Annotated in this window: 18 protein-coding genes; 12 read left to right on the top strand and 6 right to left on the bottom strand. The window is 54.7% G+C overall.

Features of this window, described 5'->3' with window-relative positions:
* Nucleotides 1-82 precede the first annotated feature (82 nt).
* The 9 genes from hfq to rlmB all read left to right on the top strand — a co-directional run bounded on the left by hfq (nt 83) and on the right by rlmB (nt 9,649).
* The gene (gene hfq, locus BJ887_RS13925; protein ID WP_014168311.1) at nt 83-394 is read left to right on the top strand and encodes an RNA chaperone Hfq; all 312 of its coding nucleotides are present in this window, start codon (nt 83-85) and stop codon (nt 392-394) included.
* A 74-nt stretch (nt 395-468) separates the two neighbouring features.
* On the top strand, nt 469-1,749 hold the full coding sequence (gene hflX, locus BJ887_RS13920) for a ribosome rescue GTPase HflX (RefSeq protein WP_020882944.1): 1,281 nt from the start codon (nt 469-471) through the stop codon (nt 1,747-1,749).
* 56 nt (nt 1,750-1,805) lie between these two features.
* Nucleotides 1,806-3,068, top strand: coding sequence for an FtsH protease activity modulator HflK (hflK, locus tag BJ887_RS13915; RefSeq protein ID WP_014168313.1), 1,263 nt, complete (start codon nt 1,806-1,808; stop codon nt 3,066-3,068).
* A gap of 2 nt (nt 3,069-3,070) precedes the next feature.
* Nucleotides 3,071-4,075, top strand: coding sequence for a protease modulator HflC (gene hflC, locus BJ887_RS13910; RefSeq protein WP_014168314.1), 1,005 nt, complete (start codon nt 3,071-3,073; stop codon nt 4,073-4,075).
* 71 nt (nt 4,076-4,146) lie between these two features.
* Nucleotides 4,147-4,344, top strand: coding sequence for a DUF2065 domain-containing protein (locus BJ887_RS13905; RefSeq protein WP_014168315.1), 198 nt, complete (start codon nt 4,147-4,149; stop codon nt 4,342-4,344).
* Between the two features lie 104 nt (nt 4,345-4,448).
* Nucleotides 4,449-5,747, top strand: coding sequence for an adenylosuccinate synthase (locus tag BJ887_RS13900; protein ID WP_025206256.1), 1,299 nt, complete (start codon nt 4,449-4,451; stop codon nt 5,745-5,747).
* A gap of 192 nt (nt 5,748-5,939) precedes the next feature.
* Nucleotides 5,940-6,365, top strand: coding sequence for a nitric oxide-sensing transcriptional repressor NsrR (nsrR, locus tag BJ887_RS13895; protein ID WP_014168317.1), 426 nt, complete (start codon nt 5,940-5,942; stop codon nt 6,363-6,365).
* Between the two features lie 38 nt (nt 6,366-6,403).
* Nucleotides 6,404-8,845: a ribonuclease R gene (gene rnr, locus BJ887_RS13890; protein WP_121340004.1), complete on the top strand. Its 2,442-nt coding sequence runs from the start codon at nt 6,404-6,406 to the stop codon at nt 8,843-8,845.
* Between the two features lie 69 nt (nt 8,846-8,914).
* Nucleotides 8,915-9,649: a 23S rRNA (guanosine(2251)-2'-O)-methyltransferase RlmB gene (rlmB, locus tag BJ887_RS13885; protein ID WP_014168319.1), complete on the top strand. Its 735-nt coding sequence runs from the start codon at nt 8,915-8,917 to the stop codon at nt 9,647-9,649.
* Nucleotides 9,650-9,716: 67 nt separating this feature from the next.
* Here rlmB and BJ887_RS13880 read toward each other — a convergent pair whose 3' ends face one another.
* A complete protein-coding gene (locus BJ887_RS13880) occupies nt 9,717-10,991 on the bottom strand; it encodes an MFS transporter (RefSeq protein WP_040018462.1) in 1,275 nt (424 codons plus the stop codon).
* Nucleotides 10,992-11,185: 194 nt separating this feature from the next.
* Here BJ887_RS13880 and BJ887_RS13875 point away from each other — a divergent pair, with 194 nt between their 5' ends.
* Nucleotides 11,186-12,808: an isovaleryl-CoA dehydrogenase gene (locus BJ887_RS13875; protein WP_047355590.1), complete on the top strand. Its 1,623-nt coding sequence runs from the start codon at nt 11,186-11,188 to the stop codon at nt 12,806-12,808.
* Here BJ887_RS13875 and BJ887_RS13870 read toward each other — a convergent pair.
* The 3 genes from BJ887_RS13870 to bsmA all read right to left on the bottom strand — a co-directional run bounded on the left by BJ887_RS13870 (nt 12,805) and on the right by bsmA (nt 15,662).
* Complete coding sequence (locus BJ887_RS13870; RefSeq protein ID WP_121340003.1) at nt 12,805-14,736, bottom strand: methyl-accepting chemotaxis protein; 1,932 nt, start codon at nt 14,734-14,736, stop codon at nt 12,805-12,807. The two genes, BJ887_RS13875 and BJ887_RS13870, sit on opposite strands and share 4 nt — an antisense overlap.
* A gap of 172 nt (nt 14,737-14,908) precedes the next feature.
* Nucleotides 14,909-15,184, bottom strand: a complete 276-nt coding sequence (gene yjfN / locus BJ887_RS13865) for a DUF1471 family protease activator YjfN (protein WP_025206250.1) — start codon at nt 15,182-15,184, stop codon at nt 14,909-14,911.
* Nucleotides 15,185-15,332: 148 nt separating this feature from the next.
* Entirely contained in the window at nt 15,333-15,662 is a 330-nt protein-coding gene (bsmA, locus tag BJ887_RS13860) for a biofilm peroxide resistance protein BsmA (RefSeq protein ID WP_025206249.1), read from the bottom strand.
* Nucleotides 15,663-15,799: 137 nt separating this feature from the next.
* On the opposite strand from bsmA, the gene yjfP reads away from it, so the two are divergent.
* Nucleotides 15,800-16,522, top strand: a complete 723-nt coding sequence (gene yjfP / locus BJ887_RS13855) for an esterase (protein ID WP_025206248.1) — start codon at nt 15,800-15,802, stop codon at nt 16,520-16,522.
* On the opposite strand, the gene ulaR is transcribed toward yjfP, so the two are convergent.
* Together ulaR and ulaG are read right to left on the bottom strand one after the other, a co-directional pair.
* Complete coding sequence (gene ulaR, locus BJ887_RS13850; protein ID WP_014168326.1) at nt 16,519-17,274, bottom strand: HTH-type transcriptional regulator UlaR; 756 nt, start codon at nt 17,272-17,274, stop codon at nt 16,519-16,521. The two genes, yjfP and ulaR, sit on opposite strands and share 4 nt — an antisense overlap.
* Before the next feature lie 111 nt (nt 17,275-17,385).
* Nucleotides 17,386-18,450: an L-ascorbate 6-phosphate lactonase gene (ulaG, locus tag BJ887_RS13845; protein WP_020882936.1), complete on the bottom strand. Its 1,065-nt coding sequence runs from the start codon at nt 18,448-18,450 to the stop codon at nt 17,386-17,388.
* Nucleotides 18,451-18,808: 358 nt separating this feature from the next.
* Here ulaG and ulaA point away from each other — a divergent pair, with 358 nt between their 5' ends.
* Complete coding sequence (ulaA, locus tag BJ887_RS13840; protein WP_020882935.1) at nt 18,809-20,209, top strand: PTS ascorbate transporter subunit IIC; 1,401 nt, start codon at nt 18,809-18,811, stop codon at nt 20,207-20,209.
* Nucleotides 20,210-20,221: the final 12 nt, after the last annotated feature.

The following is a 20,221-nucleotide window of genomic DNA, read 5'->3' as shown; positions in this document are numbered from 1 at the left end:
TGTACAATTGAGTCGTATCGTGCGCAATTTTTCAGAATCGCAAGGTTCTAAGTACAAAACAAGCATATAAGGAAAAGATAGAATGGCTAAGGGGCAATCTTTACAAGATCCGTTCCTGAACGCATTGCGTCGGGAACGTGTTCCAGTTTCTATTTATTTGGTGAATGGTATTAAGCTGCAAGGTCAGATTGAATCTTTCGATCAGTTCGTGATCCTGTTGAAAAACACGGTCAGTCAGATGGTCTATAAGCACGCTATTTCTACAGTTGTTCCGTCTCGTCCGGTATCCCATCACAGCAATAACACTGGCGGCGGCACGGGTAGTAACTACCATCATGGCAGCAGCGCGCAGGGTTCTTCTTCTCCTGCGCAGGACAGCGAAGATACCGAATAAGGTTTCGGGCTGTTATCCACACGGGGAGCCAGGGATCCTGCGTTCCCCGCTGATCTTTTTTGAGGAATTTACGCTTGTTTGACCGTTATGATGCCGGTGAGCAGGCGGTGCTGGTACACATCTATTTTACGCAAGACAAAGATATGGAAGACCTCCAGGAGTTTGAATCTCTGGTCTCTTCCGCCGGTGTCGAAGCAATGCAGGTGATTACCGGTAGCCGTAAAGCGCCGCACCCAAAGTATTTTGTTGGTGAAGGTAAAGCAGTTGAAATTGCGGATGCCGTAAAAGCAACCGGCGCGTCAGTCGTGTTGTTTGATCATGCGCTGTCTCCGGCTCAGGAACGTAACCTGGAACGTCTTTGCGAATGCCGTGTTATCGATCGCACGGGTTTGATTTTAGATATTTTCGCTCAACGTGCGCGTACTCACGAAGGTAAGCTGCAGGTTGAGCTGGCGCAGTTGCGCCATCTGGCAACGCGGCTTGTGCGTGGCTGGACCCACCTTGAAAGACAAAAGGGCGGGATTGGTTTGCGCGGTCCGGGTGAGACCCAGCTTGAAACCGACCGCCGTCTGTTGCGTGGCCGTATTACCCAGATCCTTTCACGTCTGGAACGCGTTGAAAAACAGCGTGAGCAAGGACGTCGGGCGCGATCAAAAGCTGACATCCCGACGGTGTCGCTGGTGGGGTATACCAACGCCGGTAAATCCACCCTGTTTAACCAGATTACTGAGGCCCAGGTTTATGCCGCAGACCAGCTGTTTGCGACCCTGGACCCCACATTGCGTCGTATTGACGTCGCCGACGTCGGTGAAACGGTGCTGGCGGATACCGTAGGGTTTATCCGTCACCTGCCGCATGACCTGGTGGCTGCGTTTAAAGCCACCCTGCAGGAGACGCGTCAGGCGACCCTGCTGCTGCACGTCATTGATGCTGCAGACGTTCGCTTGCAGGAGAACATCGACGCGGTAAACGTGGTGCTCGACGAGATCGACGCCGACGACATCCCAACGCTGTTGGTGATGAACAAGATCGATATGCTGGAGGATTTTGAGCCGCGTATCGACCGAGATGAAGAGAACAAACCGATTCGGGTCTGGCTTTCCGCTCAGACCGGTATTGGTGTGCCACTGCTTTTCCAGGCTTTGACAGAACGTCTTTCCGGTGAGGTAGCCCAGCACACGCTGCGATTGCCGCCACAGGAAGGCAGGCTGCGCAGCCGGTTTTATCAGCTTCAGGCGATAGAAAAAGAGTGGATGGAGGATGACGGCAGCGTGGGGATGCAGGTGCGTTTGCCGATCGTTGACTGGCGTCGCCTCTGTAAACAAGAACCTGCGCTGGTCGACTATATCGTCTGATCAGAAAGGGGATGCCTGAATAATTCGCCCTTGCATAACAAATATGGAGCATATACATGGCGTGGAATCAGCCCGGTAATAACGGACAAGACCGCGACCCGTGGGGAAGCAGCAATAATCAAGGCGGCAACTCTGGGGGAAATGGCAACAAAGGTGGTCGCGAGCAGGGGCCGCCGGATCTGGATGATATCTTCCGCAAACTAAGCAAGAAGCTTGGTGGCCTTGGCGGAGGTAAAGGTTCTGGCTCTGGTGGGGGTTCCACTCAGGGGCCGCGCCCGCAGTTAGGGGGCCGCGTGGTGGGCATTGTTGCCGCTGCCGTGGTGATCATCTGGGCTGCCAGCGGGTTCTACACCATTAAAGAAGCGGAACGCGGTGTGGTCACCCGTTTCGGGAAGTTCAGCCATCTGGTTGAGCCAGGTCTGAACTGGAAACCGACTTTCATTGACGACGTGACCGCGGTGAACGTGGAGTCTGTCCGTGAACTGGCGGCGTCCGGCGTGATGCTGACCTCCGACGAGAACGTTGTGCGCGTTGAGATGAACGTCCAGTACCGCGTCACCGATCCGCAGCACTACCTGTTTAGCGTGACCAGTGCGGATGACAGTCTGCGCCAGGCCACAGACAGTGCGCTGCGCGGTGTGATCGGTAAATACACCATGGACCGCATTCTGACCGAAGGTCGTACCGTTATTCGTAGCGATACCCAGCGTGAGCTGGAAGAGACCATTCGCCCGTACAACATGGGTATCACCCTGCTGGACGTCAACTTCCAGGCTGCTCGTCCGCCGGAAGAGGTGAAGGCCGCGTTTGATGACGCGATTGCCGCCCGTGAAAACGAACAACAGTACATCCGTGAAGCGGAAGCGTACACCAACGAAGTTCAGCCACGTGCTAACGGTCAGGCGCAGCGTATTCTTGAAGAAGCGCGTGCGTATAAAACCCAGACCGTCCTGGAAGCTCAGGGTGAAGTGGCGCGTTTCGCGAAGATTTTGCCAGAATATAAAGCGGCTCCGGAGATTACCCGTGAACGTCTTTATATTGAGACCATGGAAAAAGTGCTGAGCCATACGCGTAAGGTACTGGTTAACGACAGCAAAGGTGGAAATCTGATGGTACTGCCGTTGGATCAGATGCTGAAAGGCGGTTCGGCGCCGGCGGCAAAGGCGGATACCAGCGGTGCCAACAACCTGCTGCGTCTGCCACCTGCGGCATCCGGTAGCTCAAGCGCCACAACCACGCCTTCTTCGAACGATGGTGACATTATGGACCAACGCCGTGCTAACGCGCAGCGTAACGACTACCAGCGTCAGGGGGAATAAGGATGCGTAAGTCAGTTATTGCGATCATCATCATCGTATTGGTCGTGCTTTATACCTCTATCTTTGTGGTGAAAGAGGGCGAGCGTGGAATTACCCTGCGTTTTGGTAAAGTTCTGCGCGACAGCGAGAACAAGCCGCTGGTGTTTGAGCCGGGCCTGCACTTTAAAATGCCACTGATTGAATCGGTGAAAACGCTCGACGCCCGTATCCAGACCATGGATAACCAGGCCGACCGTTTCGTGACCAAAGAGAAGAAAGACCTGATCGTTGATTCCTACATCAAATGGCGTATCAGTGATTTCAGCCGCTACTACCTGGCAACGGGCGGTGGCGACGTTTCTCAGGCGGAAGTGCTGTTGAAACGTAAGTTCTCTGACCGTCTGCGCTCTGAGATTGGTCGTCTGGATGTGAAAGACATCGTCACCGACTCCCGTGGTCGTCTGACGCTGGAAGTGCGTGATGCGCTGAACTCCGGCTCTGCAGGAACCGAAGACGAAGTCACCACCCCGGCAGCGGATGATGCCATTGCCAAAGCGGCAGAACGCGTTCAGGCTGAAACCAACGGCAAAGTGCCGGTGATCAACCCGAACAGTATGGCTGCTCTGGGTATCGAAGTGGTCGATGTCCGTATCAAGCAGATCAACCTGCCAGCGGAAGTGTCCGAGGCGATTTACAACCGTATGCGCGCCGAGCGTGAAGCGGTAGCCCGTCGTCATCGTTCACAAGGTCAGGAAGAGGCGGAGAAACTGCGTGCGGCAGCGGATTACGAAGTGACCAAGACGCTGGCAGAATCTGAGCGTCAGGGCCGTATTCTGCGCGGTGAAGGGGATGCCGAAGCGGCAAAACTGTTTGCCGATGCCTTCAGCCAGGATCCCGACTTCTACGCCTTTATCCGTAGCCTGCGAGCTTACGAGAACAGCTTCCAGAGCAACCAGGATGTGATGGTGCTCAGCCCGGACAGCGATTTCTTCCGTTACATGAAGACGCCGGCTAACGCAACGCGATAAACTCAGGCCAGTTTGAGTATTCAAACCACCGCTCTCAACGGAGCGGTGGTTTTCTTTTATAAGGATTAAAAATGAATTCAACGATTTGGCTTGCGCTGGCCCTGGTTCTGGTGCTGGAAGGCCTTGGACCGATGCTTTATCCGCGTGCATGGCGTCGGATGATAGCCTCTCTGAGCCAGTTGCCGGATAATATTTTGCGTCGATTTGGGGGCGGACTTGTGGTTGCCGGCATCGTTATCTACTACATGTTGAGGAAAACGATTGGCTGATCAAAAAGTAATCTGGTTTGGCGTATTTTGAGGTCAAAAAGTGCTGTATATCTGAAAAAGCGATGGTAGAATCCATTTTTAAGCAAACGGTGATTTTGAAAAAAATGGGTAACAACGTCGTCGTACTGGGCACCCAATGGGGTGACGAAGGTAAAGGGAAGATTGTTGATCTTCTGACTGAACGGGCTAAATATGTTGTACGCTACCAGGGCGGTCACAACGCAGGCCATACTCTCGTAATCAACGGTGAAAAAACCGTCCTCCATCTTATTCCATCAGGCATTCTTCGCGAAAACGTCACCAGCATCATCGGTAACGGCGTTGTGCTGTCTCCGGCTGCTCTGATGAAAGAGATGAAAGGTCTGGAAGACCGTGGTATCCCCGTTCGCGAGCGTCTGCTGCTCTCCGAAGCCTGCCCGCTGATCCTTGATTATCACGTGGCGCTGGACGTAGCGCGTGAAAAAGCGCGTGGCGCGAAAGCGATCGGCACGACCGGTCGTGGTATCGGCCCGGCTTATGAAGACAAAGTTGCTCGTCGCGGTCTGCGCGTGGGCGATCTGTTTGATAAAGAGACGTTCGCTGAAAAACTGAAAGAAGTGATGGAATATCACAACTTCCAGCTGGTGAACTTCTATAAAGCTGACGCTGTTGACTACCAGAAAGTGCTGGATGACGTCATGGCGATTGCTGACATTCTGACCGGTATGGTTGTTGATGTGTCCGATCTGCTGGACCAGGCGCGCAAGCGTGGCGATTTCGTCATGTTCGAAGGTGCGCAGGGTACGCTGCTGGACATCGACCACGGTACCTATCCGTACGTCACCTCCTCTAACACCACCGCGGGTGGCGTTGCGACCGGTTCTGGTCTGGGTCCACGTTATGTAGATTACGTTCTGGGCATCATCAAAGCTTACTCCACTCGCGTGGGTGCGGGTCCATTCCCGACTGAGCTGTTTGATGAAACCGGCGAGTTCCTGTGCAAGCAGGGTAACGAGTTTGGCGCGACCACCGGTCGTCGTCGTCGTACCGGCTGGCTGGACGTGGTAGCCGTGCGTCGCGCAGTACAGATTAACTCCCTGTCTGGCTTCTGCCTGACCAAACTGGACGTGCTGGACGGTCTGAAAGAGGTGAAACTCTGCGTAGGCTACCGTATGCCTGATGGTCGCGAAGTGACCACCACTCCGCTGGCTGCGGATGACTGGAAAGGCATCGAGCCAATCTACGAAACCATGCCAGGCTGGTCTGAAACGACGTTCGGTGTGAAAGAGCGTAGCGGTCTGCCGCAGGCAGCGCTGAATTACATCAAGCGTATTGAAGAACTGACCGAAGTGCCGATCGACATTATCTCTACCGGCCCTGATCGTACTGAAACGATGATCCTGCGCGACCCGTTCGACGCATAATCTTCGTGACTGCTGGCCTGCGGGACAACCCGCAGGCTGGATACGCGTCGCGCCATCCGGCGAACGCTCCTCGATCTCCGCTTTTTCGCCCCGTCTGTCAAATAAATTAGCCGCTTACTATCTGGCTGGTTTATCATCATTAATGAATATCTGTGCGGTTTATCCGCGTTTTCCCTTTTTCCTGAGGTTGATGTGCAGTTAACAAGTTTCACCGATTACGGCTTACGCGCGCTGATTTACATGGCGTCGTTACCCGATGGGAAAATGACCAGTATCTCTGAGGTTACAGAGGTATACGGTGTGTCCCGTAATCATATGGTCAAAATAATCAATCAACTTAGTCGTGCCGGATACGTTGCTGCCGTCCGCGGGAAGAATGGTGGGATCCGTCTCGGTAAACCGGCGCAGAGTATTCGTGTTGGGGATGTGGTACGTGAACTGGAGCCATTGTCTCTGGTGAACTGCAGCAGCGCGTTCTGCCACATTACGCCCGCTTGTCGCCTTAAACAGGCACTTTCTCTGGCCGTGCAAAGTTTTCTCAAGGAACTGGATAACTACACGCTGGCCGATTTGGTTGAAGAGAATCAACCACTTTATAAATTATTGCTGGTGGAATGAAGAAAATTTCCACCGGAGCTGACAACGGAGGAACCGATATGTCACATGATCCTTTCCAGGAACGCGAAGCCGAAAAATACGCGAATCCTATCCCCAGCCGCGAGTTCATCATTGAACACTTAACAAAACGCGAAAAACCCGCCAATCGTGAAGAACTTGCCGTTGAATTAAACATTGAAGGTGAAGAGCAAATTGAAGCCCTTCGCCGCCGCCTGCGTGCGATGGAGCGCGACGGGCAACTGGTCTTTACCCGCCGTCAGTGCTATGCGCTTCCCGAACGTCTTGACCTGCTGAAAGGCACCGTCATCGGCCACCGTGATGGCTATGGCTTCCTGCGCGTAGAAGGCCGTAAAGACGATCTTTATCTTTCCTCTGAGCAGATGAAGATGTGCATTCACGGTGACCAGATCCTGGCGCAACCGCTGGGCGCGGACCGTAAAGGTCGCCGCGAAGCGCGCGTGGTGCGTGTCCTGGTCCCTAAAACCAGCCAGATTGTTGGCCGCTACTTTACCGACGCTGGCGTGGGCTTTGTGGTGCCGGACGACAGCCGCCTGAGCTTCGATATCCTGATCCCGCCTGAAGAGGTGATGGGCGCCCGTATGGGCTTTGTGGTGGTGGTTGAACTCACCCAGCGTCCTACCCGCCGCACCAAGGCGGTCGGGAAAATCGTCGAAGTGTTAGGCGATAACATGGGCACCGGCATGGCCGTTGATATGGCGCTGCGTACTCATGAAATTCCTTACGTCTGGCCGAAAGCGGTTGAAGAGCAGGTTGTCGGCCTGAAAGAAGAGGTGCCGGAAGAGTCCAAGGTGGGCCGCGTGGATTTGCGCGATCTGCCGCTGGTGACTATTGATGGTGAAGATGCCCGCGACTTCGATGATGCCGTTTATTGCGAGAAAAAACGCGGCGGCGGCTGGCGTCTGTGGGTTGCCATCGCTGACGTAAGCTATTACGTGCGCCCGCATACTCCGCTGGATAACGAAGCGCGCAGCCGTGGAACGTCGGTCTACTTCCCGTCGCAGGTAATCCCGATGCTGCCGGAAGTCTTGTCTAACGGCCTGTGCTCCCTGAACCCGCAGGTTGACCGCCTTTGCATGGTCTGCGAGATGACCATCTCCACCAAAGGGCGCTTAACGGGTTACAAATTCTACGAAGCGGTAATGAGCTCCCATGCGCGCCTGACCTACACCAAGGTCTGGCATATGCTGCAGGGCGATCAGGATCTGCGTGAGCAGTATGCGCCGCTGGTGAAACACATCGAAGAGCTGCATAACCTCTACAAAACGCTGGATCAGGCGCGTGAAGAGCGCGGCGGGATCTCGTTTGAGAGCGAAGAGGCGAAGTTCATCTTTAACGCTGAACGCCGCATTGAACGTATTGAGCAGACCCAGCGTAACGATGCCCATAAGCTGATTGAAGAGTGTATGATTCTGGCAAACATCTCGGCGGCACGTTTTGTTGAGAAAGCCAAAGAACCTGCGCTGTTCCGTATTCACGATAAACCGTCGACCGAAGCCATCACTGCGTTCCGCTCCGTGCTGGCTGAACTGGGTCTGGAACTGCCTGGCGGTAACAAGCCAGAGCCGCGTGATTACGCTGAATTGCTGGAGTCGATTGGCGATCGCCCGGATGCAGAAATGCTGCAGACCATGCTGCTGCGTTCCATGAAGCAGGCGATTTACGATCCGGAAAACCGCGGTCACTTCGGCCTGGCGCTGCAGTCTTATGCCCACTTTACCTCGCCGATCCGTCGTTATCCGGACCTTTCCCTGCACCGCGCGATCAAGTATCTGCTGGCGCAGGAGCAGGGTCATAAAGGTAATACGACCGAAACCGGTGGCTACCATTATTCAATGGAAGAGATGCTGCAACTCGGTCAGCACTGTTCCATGGCCGAACGTCGTGCAGATGAAGCGACGCGCGACGTGGCAGACTGGCTGAAGTGTGACTTTATGCTGGACCAGGTGGGTAACGTCTTTAAAGGCGTGATTGCCAGCGTCACCGGCTTTGGTTTCTTCGTCCGTCTGGATGAACTGTTTATCGACGGTCTGGTGCATGTCTCCAGCCTGGATAACGACTACTACCGTTTCGACCAGGTCGGGCAGCGCCTGATTGGTGAATCTGGCGGCCAGACCTATCGTCTTGGCGATCGCGTGGAAGTGAAGGTCGAAGCCGTTAATATGGACGACCGTAAAATCGACTTTAGCCTGATCTCCAGCGAGCGTGCCCCGCGTAATGTGGGTAAAACGGCGCGTGAAAAGACGAAAAAAGGGGGCAACGGCAACACCGGTGGTAAACGTCGTCAGGCGGGTAAGAAGGTAAACTTCGAGCCAGACAGCGCGTTCCGCGGTGAGAAGAAACAGAAGCCGAAGGCCGCAAAGAAAGAGGCCCGGAAGGCGAAAAAGCCGTCCACCAAAACGCAGAAAATTGCGGCTGCCACCAGGGCAAAGCGCGCAGCGAAGAAACAGCAGGCGGAGTAATTCTCCCCCTCAACCTGACCCTCTCTCCTGCGGAGAGAGGGAAAAGAAAAGACAGAACGAGAACCATCAATGAGTGAAATGATTTACGGCATCCACGCGGTGCAGGCCCTGCTGGAGCGCGCACCGGAGCGTTTTCAGGAAGTGTTTATTCTGAAAGGGCGTGAAGACAAACGTCTGATGCCGCTGATCCACGCCCTGGAAGCACAAGGTGTCGTGATCCAGCTGGCGAACCGCCAGTTCCTGGATGAGAAAAGTGAAGGTGCCGTTCACCAGGGCATTATTGCCCGCGTTAAGCCCGGTCGTCAGTATCAGGAAAACGATCTGCCGGATCTTATCGCCGGGCTGGAAAATCCATTCTTCCTGATCCTTGACGGCGTGACCGACCCGCACAACCTTGGCGCATGTCTGCGAAGCGCAGATGCGGCAGGCGTTCATGCGGTTATCGTGCCGAGGGATCGCTCTGCACAGCTTAACGCGACGGCGAAGAAAGTGGCCTGTGGCGCAGCAGAAAACGTACCGCTGATCCGCGTCACCAACCTGGCGCGCACCATGCGTATGCTGCAGGAAGAGAATATCTGGATCGTCGGTACCGCGGGTGAAGCGGATCATACTCTGTATCAGAGCAAGATGACCGGCCGTCTGGCACTGGTAATGGGTGCCGAGGGCGAAGGTATGCGCCGTCTGACCCGTGAGCATTGCGATGAGCTGATCAGCATTCCAATGGCGGGCAGCGTGTCGTCTCTGAACGTCTCCGTGGCAACAGGTATCTGCCTGTTTGAAGCGGTACGTCAGCGCGGGGAATAAACAGCAAGGCCGTCCTGAGGACGGCCTTTCGTATTTTCTGTGGGAGGGTCACCAGACGGTGAAAAACTCACTCCTCCAGTGACCGCAAATGGTCATCCTTCCTGAGCGTCATCAGCGCGAAGATACTCACTACCGCCGTTGCCATGACGTAATAAGCCGGAATATCCAGGTTGCCCGTCTCTTTAATCAGCCCGGTAATAATCAGCCCCGCGCAGCCCGAGAAAAGGGCGTTCGACAGGGAATAAGCCAGCCCAAGCCCGGTATACCGTACGCGCGTCGGGAACATCTCTGAGAGCATCGCCGGCCCGGGGCCTGCCAGCATCCCCACCAGACCACCCGCAATCAGCACCACCAGCGCTTTGATTGCCAGCGTGCTGGACTCCGCCTGTAAAACCTTCAGCAGCGGCAGGGCAAGGAGCAGCAGCAACGTGGTGGCGACGATCATCACCGTGCGGCGTCCGATTTTGTCGCTCAGGATCCCGGACGGAATAATCGTCAGCGCAAAACCGATATTCGAAATCACCGCAATCAACAGCGCCTGATTAAACCCGGTATGCAGCGCCGACTGCAGATAGGTGGGCATAATCACCAGATAGGTATAACCCGCGGCTGACCAGACCATCACCCGGCCAATGCCCATCGCAATGGCGTTGAGCGTGGCGACGGTATCAGCCTGAGCGGCAACCGGCTTTTCCTGCTGCTGCACAAAGCTTGGCGTCTCTTCCATACTCACCCGCAGCCACAGCGCCACCACGCCCATCGGTAATGCCAGGAAGAACGGGATGCGCCAGCCCCAGTCATGCAGGGCTTCCGGTGTCAAAAGGGCGGAGAGCAGTGCGACAATGCCAGCGCCTGCTAACAGGCCCAGCGCGACGGTAAATGACTGCCATGCACCGTAGAGGCCCCGCTTGCCGCGTGGGGCAAACTCCGTCATCAGCGAGACGGCGCCGCCATACTCACCACCGGCGAACAATCCCTGCAGGATGCGCAGCAGCGTGATAATCAGCGGGGCGGCAATACCGATGCTGGCATAGACCGGCACAATACCGATTGCGGCGGTGGCCAGCGTCATCAGCACCAGTACAATAATCAGCGTCGGTTTTCGGCCTATCCGGTCACCTATTCTGCCAAACACCACCGCGCCCAGCGGGCGGAAGAAGAAGGCGATGGCAAAGGAAGCGTAGGTAAGGATCAGGCTGGTCAGCCCCGCGTCCCCCTCAAGCTGGAAGAAGTTCTTCGCAATTACGGTCGCCAGAAAACCATAGACCGCAAACTCATACCACTCGATAAAGTTACCAATGGAGCCTGCAATTAATGCACGCTTGTGCGCGTCCGGTTGCATAACGTTCCTCACTGAAAGGCGGTAAGAATAAATTATTCAACAAAAGCGAATGCGCGAAATAGTTTATTCTTATGTTCTGTGAGCTATTTCACGAATGATATCAGCGGGATCGTCATCGTGTGACCTCACTCCCATGCAGCGTGCACGTGGCCTGTCCATACTTATCTTCATTGCCACTGAAGGAGGGAGACAGCATGCACTGGCAGACCCATACCGTTTTTAATCAACCTGCACCGCTCTCAAACAGCAACCTTTTCCTCTCTGATTGCGCTCTGCGTGACGCGGTTGTTCGCGAAGGCGCCGAGTGGGATATCGAGCTTCTTGCCAGCATCGGCCAGCAGTTAGGAACCGCGGAATCGCTGGAGCTGGGCAGGCTGGCGAACGTTAATCCGCCGGAGTTATTACGCTATGACGCCACCGGGGAGCGACTGGATGACGTTCGCTTTCATCCCGCATGGCACCTCTTAATGCAGGGACTTTGCGCGAACCGTGTCCATAACCTGGCGTGGGAAGAGGAGGCGCGCAAAGGCGCGTTTGTCGCCAGAGCTGCACGTTTTGTCCTGCACGCTCAGGTAGAAGCGGGCACGCTTTGCCCTGTCACCATGACCTTTGCTGCTACACCGCTGCTGCAACAGGCGCTGCCCGAGCCGTTCCGTGACTGGATCACGCCGTTAATGAGCGATCGTTACGATCCTCATCTTGCGCCGGGGGCGCAAAAGCGTGGCCTGCTGATTGGCATGGGGATGACAGAAAAACAGGGCGGCTCGGACGTACTCAGCAATACCACCAAAGCGGAAAAGTGCAGTGACGGCAGCTACCGGCTTATCGGGCATAAATGGTTTTTCTCTGTGCCGCAAAGCGATGCGCATCTGGTGCTGGCCCAGGCGAAAGGGGGGCTGTCCTGCTTTTTTGTTCCACGCTTTTTGCCTGACGGGCAACGCAATGCCGTACGTCTGGAGCGGCTGAAAGAGAAGCTCGGCAACCGCTCTAACGCCAGCAGCGAAGCGGAATTCCTGGATGCGTCCGGCTGGCTGCTGGGGGAGGAAGGAGAAGGGGTACGCCAGATCCTCCGAATGGGCGGCCTGACGCGGTTTGACTGCGCGCTGGGCAGCCATGGGCTGATGCGTCGGGCTTTATCCGTGGCGCTTTACCATGCGCATCAACGCCAGACGTTTGGTAAAAACCTTATCGACCAGCCGCTCATGCGCGATGTGCTGAGCCGCATGGCGCTGATGCTGGAGGGCCAGACGGCACTGTTGTTTCGTCTGGCCCGGGCGTGGGACAGGCGTGCCGATCCTCAGGAGGCCGCCTGGGCGCGCCTTTTCACCCCCGCGGCGAAATACAGCGTCTGCAAAGCGGGTATCCCGTTTGTGGCGGAAGCCATGGAAGTGCTCGGCGGCACAGGCTACTGCGAGGAGAGTGAGCTTCCCCGTTTGTACCGTGAGATGCCCGTGAACAGCATCTGGGAAGGGTCCGGCAATATTATGTGCCTGGACGTTCTGCGTGTACTGACGAAGCAATCCGGCATTCTCGACCTGCTTGTGGATGATTTTGCCCAGGTAAAAGGGCAGGACAGGCACTTCGATCGCAGCTGGCGTCAGCTTCAGCAAAAACTGCGAAAACCGCAGGAGGCGCAGGGACGGGAGATCACGCAACAGCTTTTCCTGCTGGGGGCCGGAAGTCAGATGCTGCGGCACGCATCGCCACCCGTGGCGCAGGCGTGGTGCCGCATGATGCTTGATACCCGTGGCGGTACGCTGATGAGCGAGCAGGTGCAAAATGACCTGCTGTTGCGTGCCACGGGCAGGGTTGGCTAACTCTTTAGCTGGAACAGGCTCACCAGTTGGGTGAGGTGTGAGCCTTTCTCACGCAGCGTGTGTGCGGTTTGTTCGCTGCGTAAGACGCGGTCGGCGTTGATGTGCGACGCTTCGCCAATGTGGGTCATGGCCAGATTAACCTGGCCTATTCCCGCGGATTGCTCGCGGGACGCATGGTTAATCTCCGTGACCAGCTTGTTGATATTATCGATGTGCACGATGATGGAATCCATCGCCAGACGCGTTTGTTCAGACTGCGCATGGCCTTCGCTGACTTTTCTGAGCGTATCACCGATGAGCTGTTCAATTTCCTTCACCGCGTTGGCGCTGCGTCCTGCCAGCGCGCGCACCTCCTGCGCCACCACCGCAAAACCTTTTCCGTGCTCGCCTGCGCGGGCTGCTTCAACCGCTGCGTTAAGCGCCAGAATGTTGGTCTGAAAAGCGATGGATTCAATCACGCGCGTGATGTCTTCGATTCGCTTTGATGCTTCGCGAATATCATCCATGGTAGCGACAGCGTGGGTGACCGTCTCTCCACCCTGGTGTACTGCGCGCGACGTTTCGCCTACCAGCTGCTGCGTTTGCTCCATGTTGGCGGCATTTTGCTGCACGGTCGCGGCCAGTTGCTCCATGCTGGCAGACGTCTCTTCTACACTGCTGGCCTGCTTGTTAATCTGCCCGGAGATTTCTTCGCTATCGGATGCCAGCGCGTTGGTGCCCATATGGATCTCCGCTGCGGCCTCGCGCACCTGAAGAACAATTTTCTGCAGTCCCCCTCCAATACCGTTAATGGCATCGATGAGCTGACCGACCTCATCCTGGCGGGTCACGGGCAGGCTGGAGCGCAGATCGCCTGCGGCATACTGTCGGGCCAGGTGGATCACATTGCGCAATGGGCGTGTCAGTATGCGACGTATAATGACCACAAACAGACCCGCGAAGAGCACTGACAGCACCACCCCTGCCAGCAGGAAGCGGTCGCGCATGGCGGTCACGCTTGAGAGCAGTACCGATTTATCCACTTCGCCGACAATGGCCCAGTTCCAGCCTGGCAGCGGCGTATACGCCATGGTCAGCGTGCGACCATCGGCACTGACGCGCTCCAGCGTGCCGGATTTATCACTCAACAGCTGTTGCTGGATAGCGCTATCCCACTCCGGTACTTTTCCCTCCGCGCTGGTGTGGAACAGATACTGCCCGCGCGTTTTGCCATGGCTGCGGTCCAGAACAAAGAAGTGACCGCTCTCGCCCAGTCGACGGTTGAGTATTTTCTCGCGCATGACGTTCCAGGAGTGAGTGATGTCCACACCAACAAAGATGATTGCAATGACCTGGCCGTCTGCGTTTTTAACCGGCTGGTATTGGGTGATGTAGCGCTTGCCGAACAGCAGCGCCAGACCGCGATAAACCTCGCCCCGGGTGACGGCGGCAAAGGCCGGGCTGGTGGTATCCAGAACGGTGCCCATTGCCCGCTCGCCGTTCTCTTTGCGCAGCGATGTGGCGACGCGCACAAAGTCGTTACCGCTACGCACAAACAGGGTCGAGATTGCCCCTGTCCGGCTCAGAAAATCGTCTGAAAGGGTATTGTTTTCATGTAGCCCGGTTTCCCCTCCTTTCAGGAGCGGAACGTTAATCCCGTTAATCGTCTGGGTTTGAGTGTTATCAACGCTCAGTGGCTGGGGCAAAAAGGTGGTAAACAGCCGGGTATAACTCTCGACCTCTTCACTCAGGCTGGTGTTAAACATCTGCACCATATCGACCATGCCGGTGGATTGATTATGCAGGTCTTCTATCGCGAGGGCTTCAAGCTGCTGGCTGGCTTTTTGGCTGAGCAGAAAAGTGAAAAACAGAAACAGGATGGCGACACTGGCACCGGTAAGCAGCGACAGCTTTGCACCCAGACCTGCACGACGGAAAAAGTTGATCATAAATTGCTCATCATTGAAAAGGTATGGCTTTTCAACGGCAGAGCAGAGATAACGTTTACTGTTTTAGTGTAACAAAATGTTATTTAATTGTTTTTAATTGGTTTGCTAAAAGATAAAAAATTTGCAAAAACGAAAAGCCACTAAAAGTAAGTGGCTTTTATCGGAGGGGGGATTACGCGTAGAGAATGGCCTGTACCCGCCAGTGATCGATGTACTGATCTTCCTGCATCTGGATAATGCGATACCATGAAGCACCCTGCTCATCGGCCTTTAATGCAACGACACGTTCAACGTCCTGCGGGCTCCCCGAAATATTATTCACGGAGATCTGGCCAATTTCATTCAGGCCAGTCACACAATCAGCACTGGCAAATTCAGCTGACTGCGCGGTTGTGCTCACAAGACCTGCTGAGAGCAACAGTGTGGTCAAAGCAAGAGTTCGTTTCATCGTCAGCTCCATTTCACATGTCTCCGGTATCCGCCGGGCAATCCTTCGCGAATAAACTCACTTCCATTGTTGCGGGCATGGAGTTTATTGTGGACAGGAAAGTGTCTATGGACGCAAAGCAGTGTAAATGTCGTTCAAATGAAGACGATCATTGACGATACAGAATGGCCTGTGAGTACCACTGTCCCGTAATGATGGTTTCGTCGATCATAATGATGACGTAATAATCTGCTTTGGCGGCGACGGCTTGTGCCTTTATTGCTTCTTCCGCGTCATCCGGGGAGCCGCGAACCAGCGCAGAGACGGTACCCATACGCTGTAATCCTTCCGTCTGATTACGACGGATTTCCTGCGGGTGATCGGCCACCGGGGGAGCGGGTTGTGGCGTTCCCTGCAGCGCGCTACAGCCACTGAGCAGTAACATCAGCAATAAAGCAGCAAACCTGCGCATAACCATATCTCGTTTCCTGATAGCCATAGTGTAGTTGTCTGTGAATTTAGTTTTGGGGGAATGTTCCCGAAGTGTTAGCTGGGGCGTAATTTTCGAATGAAAATAGCGTGAAATCGTAACCCAGTTCTCAACATTATGAATCATTCATCATTACAGGGTCGACAATGATTGAAATTGAAATACGCCATCTGGGTGATCGTGAAATATTACACGCAACACCCGCCGGAAAACGTGAGGAACCACTGCCTGTTATAGTGTTTTATCATGGATTTACCTCATCGAAGCTGGTCTACAGCTATTTTGCGGTGGCACTCGCGCAGGCCGGTTTTCGTGTGGTCATGCCGGATGCACCCGACCACGGCGCACGTTTTACCGGCAACGAACAGGCGCGACTTGGGCAGTTCTGGCACATTTTGCACGGTAGCCTGACCGAGTTTGCCGGGCTGCGCGATGCGCTTTACCAGGCAGGGCTGGTGGCTGATAATCGGCTGGCCGTGGCTGGGGCATCGATGGGCGGGATGGCGGCGCTGGGGATCATGACGCACCATCCAGAAGTGAAGTCAGTGGCTTGTCTGATGGGCTCGGGCTACTTTACCTCACTGGCGAAGACGCTTTTTCCACCTCAGGCACTCACAGAGGTTGAGGCGGCGCTTGCAGAGTGGGAGGTTACCCGGGCGTTACCGCGTCTGGCCGATCGTCCTTTGCTGTTGTGGCATGGTGATGCGGACGATGTGGTTCCACCCGGAGAAACGTTCCGGCTTCAGCAGGCGCTACAGCACGAGGGGCTGGATGGCAACCTGACCTGCCTGTGGGAAGCGGGCGTTCGCCACCGCATTACGCCAACGGCGCTGGACGCCACGGTGGACTTCTTCCGCCAGCACCTTTAAACGCACAGGACGTTGACACCCTGATCTTTCAGTTTCTGGAGGATCTCAGGGTTGGCACCTTTGCCGGTGATCACCATGTCTATCTGTTCAGCACGGCTGAACAGCATTCCTGCGCGTTCGCCCACTTTACTGCTGTCGACCAGCACAACGAGCTTGCCCACCACGTTAAGCATGTTTTGTTCTGCCATGGCGGTCAACATATCGGTTTTGTAGAGGCCATCCGCGGTCAGGCCTTTGCCACTGGTAAACATCCAGTGTCCGGCATAAAGACTGTTTTCGCTGTCCTGCGGGCTGAGTGTGATGGACTGGCTCTTGTTATACTGGCCGCCCATGATCACCACGCTCTCATGCTCCTGATCGATAAGATAGTTGGCGAGCGGCAAATAGTTCGTGATGATTTGTACCGGCTTTCCGCACATCTCCCGACCTAACAGAAACGCCGTGGAGCCGCAGTTGATCACCACGCTCTCGCCGGGGTTCACCAGCTGCGATGCCGCTCTGGCAATACGGACTTTTTCATCATGATTTTGCGCCTGATGAATGTTCATCGGCGTCCAGCGTGGACGCTGCTGGCTAATCGCTTCCGCACCGTTGCGGACTTTTTTCAGCTTACCGCTTTCATCCAGCTTATTAATATCCCGCCGCGCTGTTGCCGGGGAAATCCCTAAACGTTCGATCACTTTCTCAACGGTGACAAACCCTGTTTGCGCCAGGAGTTCCAGTAATATTTGATGCCGTTGCGCTTCCGTCATGAGCTATTCCGATAAGAATTGATTTTAAAAGATGATATTTGAAATAGCGTGAAATTACTAAAAGAAATATGAAACCGCCAGACACTCGGGTCTGGCGATGGGCCTTAATAATCAGAGGAATGACTTGAACGGCAGGTCTGGCTCAAGAGTAAAGCAATCATCAAAGCCACGTGGGTAGTGATACTCGAGATTGTCTTTGTCCAGCGGCCAGGTGAACTTGCCTCCTACCTGCCAGATGAACGGCTTAAAGCCATACTTCAGGCGGTCTTTTTTCATTTCCCACAGTACGCGTATCTCCTGTGGGTCGGCCTGGAAGTTTGACCAGATATCGTGGTGGAAAGGGATCACTACTTTGGTGTTCAGCGCTTCCGCCATGCGCAGCATATCGGCGCTGGTCATTTTGTCTGTAATGCCGCGTGGGTTCTCACCGTATGAGCCGAGCGCCACATCAATCTGATGCTCATTGCCGTGCTTTGCATAGTAGTTTGAGTAGTGAGAGTCACCGCTGTGGTACAGGGAACCGCCGGGCGTTTTAAACAGGTAGTTCACCGCACGTTCGTCCATACCGTCTGGCAGTACGCCTGCGGCTTTCTGATCGGCCGGAAGGGTAATCAGTGCAGTGCGGTCAAAGGCATCCAGCGCGTGGATCTCAACGTCTTTAATTTTGACCACATCGCCTGGTTTCATGACGATGCAGCGCTCTTTCGGTACGCCCCAGCCGATCCATAAATCCACGCAGGTTTGCGGCCCGATGAACGGTACGTCATCGGCACAGTTTTGCATGACCGCTGCCGCCACGTTGACATCAATATGATCGTTATGATCGTGCGTAGAGAGAACGGCATCGATCTGGCGAATGGCGAACGGATCAAGAACAAACGGTGTGGTACGCAGGTTTGGCTGAAGTTTTTCCACGCCCGCCATGCGTTGCATCTGATGGCCTTTTTTCATCAGCGGGTTACCGTGACTCTGTTTGCCGGTGCCGCACCAGAAATCGACGCAAATATTCGCGCCACCTTCTGATTTCAGCCAGATCCCCGTGCACCCCAGCCACCACATTGCAAAGGTACCAGGAGCAACCTGTTCCTGCTCAATCTCTTCATTCAGCCAGCTACCCCATTCCGGGAAAGTGCTCAGAATCCATGATTCACGGGTAATGGTGTTCACTTTACTCATCGTTTTGACTCCTGGTTTAATCAAAAGTAATCAATTGGTGATTTGTTGTGATTAATGCTGTCACCATTTTACGCGCATTGCAACGATCAAAATGTGTAATTTTATCTGCCTGACGTCACGGATGCTCTTCTCCCTTCTTGTTATCTTTTACCGTATCAATCATTAATTGCATGAATTATATGGAAATAATTCTATGTGGCATGCCGAAGTGAAAATCATTACTAACACCAGGGAAATAATTTGCGTGATGCGTCACAAATAATCAGATTTAATCTTGTGGTGATTATTTGTGATTAATAGAGTGTTGTCACCAACCGCACAGGGATTGCCCCTCGTGTTCTCATTTCTGGAGAGAGTTATGGAGATCCTCTACAACGTCTTTACCGTGTTCTTTAATCAGGTAATGACTAATGCCCCGCTGTTGTTGGGCATCGTGACGTGCCTTGGCTATATCCTGCTGCGTAAAAGCGTCAGCGTTATTATTAAAGGCACCATTAAAACCATCATCGGTTTCATGCTGTTGCAGGCGGGTTCAGGCATTTTGACCGGCACCTTCAAGCCGGTAGTGGCCAAAATGTCGGAAGTCTATGGCATCAACGGCGCCATCTCTGACACCTACGCCTCGATGATGGCCACCATCGATCGCATGGGCGATGCCTACAGCTGGGTAGGGTATGCGGTCCTGCTCGCGCTGGCGCTGAACATCATTTACGTTCTGTTGCGCCGCATTACCGGTATTCGCACCATCATGCTGACTGGCCATATCATGTTCCAGCAGGCAGGGCTGATTGCGGTTTCCTTCTTTATCTTTGGCTACCCAATGTGGACGACCATTATCTGCACCGCGGTGCTGGTCTCGCTCTACTGGGGTATCACCTCCAACATGATGTACAAGCCCACGCAGGACGTCACCGACGGTTGCGGCTTCTCCATCGGCCACCAGCAGCAGTTTGCCTCCTGGATTGCCTATAAAGTCGCGCCGTATCTGGGCAAAAAAGAAGAGAGCGTCGAAGATCTTAAACTGCCGGGCTGGCTGAATATTTTCCACGACAATATCGTTTCTACGGCGATTGTGATGACCCTCTTCTTCGGTGCCATTCTGCTCTCCTTTGGCATTGACGTCGTACAGGCGATGGCGGGTAAAACCCACTGGACTGTCTATATCCTGCAGACCGGTTTCTCTTTCGCGGTGGCGATTTTCATTATCACCCAGGGCGTGCGTATGTTCGTTGCCGAGCTGTCCGAAGCCTTCAACGGTATCTCTCAGCGTCTGATTCCCGGTGCGGTACTGGCGATTGACTGCGCGGCTATCTACAGCTTCGCGCCAAACGCGGTGGTCTGGGGCTTCATGTGGGGCACCATCGGCCAGCTGATTGCGGTGGGTATCCTGGTGGGCTGCGGCTCTTCCATTCTGATCATTCCTGGCTTTATCCCGATGTTCTTCTCCAACGCCACCATCGGCGTCTTTGCGAACCACTTTGGTGGCTGGCGCGCGGCGCTCAAGATCTGCCTGGTGATGGGGATGGTGGAAATCTTCGGGTGTGTGTGGGCGGTCAAGCTCACCGGTATGAGCGCCTGGATGGGCATGGCCGACTGGTCAATTCTGGCACCACCGATGATGCAGGGCTTCGCCTCCGTTGGCCTGATCTTTATGGCTGTCATCATCCTCATTGCTCTGGCTTATATGTTCTTCGCTGGTCGCACTCTGCGGGCTGAAGAAGATGCAGAAAAACAAACAGCAGAAGTTTCTGCTCATTAAGGAGTTTCGATT

This window comes from Enterobacter sp. WPR_3_1 (assembly GCF_003635055.1).
GTDB classification, from domain to species: domain Bacteria; phylum Pseudomonadota; class Gammaproteobacteria; order Enterobacterales; family Enterobacteriaceae; genus Enterobacter; species Enterobacter ludwigii.
This window is presented reverse-complemented; position numbering and strand designations above follow the sequence as displayed.

Bases quoted from the DNA above. Each gene is read 5' to 3' on its own strand.
- hfq (WP_014168311.1), top strand. From the start codon at position 83: ATGGCTAAGGGGCAATCTTTACAAGATCCGTTCCTGAACGCATTGCGT.
- hflK (WP_014168313.1), top strand. From the start codon at position 1,806: ATGGCGTGGAATCAGCCCGGTAATAACGGACAAGACCGCGACCCGTGG.
- hflC (WP_014168314.1), top strand. From the start codon at position 3,071: ATGCGTAAGTCAGTTATTGCGATCATCATCATCGTATTGGTCGTGCTT.
- BJ887_RS13905 (WP_014168315.1), top strand. From the start codon at position 4,147: ATGAATTCAACGATTTGGCTTGCGCTGGCCCTGGTTCTGGTGCTGGAA.
- BJ887_RS13900 (WP_025206256.1), top strand. From the start codon at position 4,449: ATGGGTAACAACGTCGTCGTACTGGGCACCCAATGGGGTGACGAAGGT.
- rnr (WP_121340004.1), top strand. From the start codon at position 6,404: ATGTCACATGATCCTTTCCAGGAACGCGAAGCCGAAAAATACGCGAAT.
- rlmB (WP_014168319.1), top strand. From the start codon at position 8,915: ATGAGTGAAATGATTTACGGCATCCACGCGGTGCAGGCCCTGCTGGAG.
- BJ887_RS13880 (WP_040018462.1), bottom strand. From the start codon at position 10,991: ATGCAACCGGACGCGCACAAGCGTGCATTAATTGCAGGCTCCATTGGT.
- BJ887_RS13875 (WP_047355590.1), top strand. From the start codon at position 11,186: ATGCACTGGCAGACCCATACCGTTTTTAATCAACCTGCACCGCTCTCA.
- BJ887_RS13870 (WP_121340003.1), bottom strand. From the start codon at position 14,736: ATGATCAACTTTTTCCGTCGTGCAGGTCTGGGTGCAAAGCTGTCGCTG.
- yjfN (WP_025206250.1), bottom strand. From the start codon at position 15,184: ATGAAACGAACTCTTGCTTTGACCACACTGTTGCTCTCAGCAGGTCTT.
- bsmA (WP_025206249.1), bottom strand. From the start codon at position 15,662: ATGGCTATCAGGAAACGAGATATGGTTATGCGCAGGTTTGCTGCTTTA.
- yjfP (WP_025206248.1), top strand. From the start codon at position 15,800: ATGATTGAAATTGAAATACGCCATCTGGGTGATCGTGAAATATTACAC.
- ulaR (WP_014168326.1), bottom strand. From the start codon at position 17,274: ATGACGGAAGCGCAACGGCATCAAATATTACTGGAACTCCTGGCGCAA.
- ulaG (WP_020882936.1), bottom strand. From the start codon at position 18,450: ATGAGTAAAGTGAACACCATTACCCGTGAATCATGGATTCTGAGCACT.
- ulaA (WP_020882935.1), top strand. From the start codon at position 18,809: ATGGAGATCCTCTACAACGTCTTTACCGTGTTCTTTAATCAGGTAATG.